The following is a 1,027-nucleotide window of genomic DNA, read 5'->3' on the forward strand; positions in this document are numbered from 1 at the left end:
AGTCCGAACGGTTGCCAGGGCGCGAAGCCCGATTCTGCAAGGTTGGACGTGAGGAAAACACCATGGACCATGACTCTGCGTTTGTCGGAATTGATGTTTCCAAAAACAAGCTCGACTCATTTGTCAGCACCACTGGCCAAGTCGAACAGTTTTTCAATACTCAAGAAGATATCCAGCGTTTAGCTAAACATCTCAAGGCTCAGGAGCCGGTTTTGGTGGTGTTGGAAGCAACTGGGGGATATGAGCGGCTTGCGGCTGCGGAGCTTTGCGCTGCGGGACTGCCAGTCGTTGTCGTCAACCCCCGCCAGGTGCGTGATTTCGCCAAAGCTACCGGTCGGTTGGCTAAAACCGATGCTCTGGATGCCCAGGTGATTGCGGAGTTTGCCCAGGCGGTCAAACCCGAGATTCGAGAGATGCCAGATGAACACACTCGTGAGCTGGCAGATCTACTCACTCGACGCCGCCAACTCATCGACATGATCGTGGCGGAGGAGTCTCGGCTGAAGCAGGCGGTATTCAAGGCACTTCGAAGAGACATCAAGGCACATATCACCTGGCTTCAAAAGCGGCTTAAAAGCACAGACGATGACTTGCACGAAGCCATCAAGGCTTCCCCGGTCTGGAAGGCCAATTATGATTTGCTACGCGAGGTCGCTGGTGTTGGCAACGTGCTCGCACTTTCGCTGCTGGCGATGGTTCCGGAGCTGGGCAAGGTTAATCGCAAACAAGTGGCTGCCTTGGTTGGTGTGGCGCCTTTTAACTGCGATAGCGGCCTCTACAAAGGGCGTAGACGGATATGGGGTGGTCGAGCTGAGGTTCGAAGTGTGCTTTACATGGCCGTCTTGTCCTCGAAGAGCCATAACCCGGTGATCGAGAGGTTCTACAACCATCTGCTTGCTGCAGGAAAGACGAAGAAAGTAGCGCTGGTTGCATGCATGAGAAAGCTGCTGACGATCTTGAATGCGATGGTGCGCGATCAAAAGCATTTCGCTGAAATGGCTTGAATTTCGACACGGTTGCTCACTCC

Annotated in this window: 1 protein-coding gene; it reads left to right on the forward strand. The window is 53.8% G+C overall.

Annotated features, from left to right (window positions below):
• Positions 1-62 precede the first annotated feature (62 nt).
• Positions 63-1,004, forward strand: coding sequence for an IS110 family transposase (locus ACI77I_RS32010; RefSeq protein ID WP_094953916.1), 942 nt, complete (start codon positions 63-65; stop codon positions 1,002-1,004).
• Positions 1,005-1,027: the final 23 nt, after the last annotated feature.

This window comes from Pseudomonas sp. D47 (genome assembly GCF_045447305.1).
Taxonomy (GTDB): domain Bacteria; phylum Pseudomonadota; class Gammaproteobacteria; order Pseudomonadales; family Pseudomonadaceae; genus Aquipseudomonas.

Excerpts from the sequence above, each read along its gene's own strand:
- ACI77I_RS32010 (WP_094953916.1), top strand. The coding sequence starts at position 63 with ATGGACCATGACTCTGCGTTTGTCGGAATTGATGTTTCCAAAAACAAG.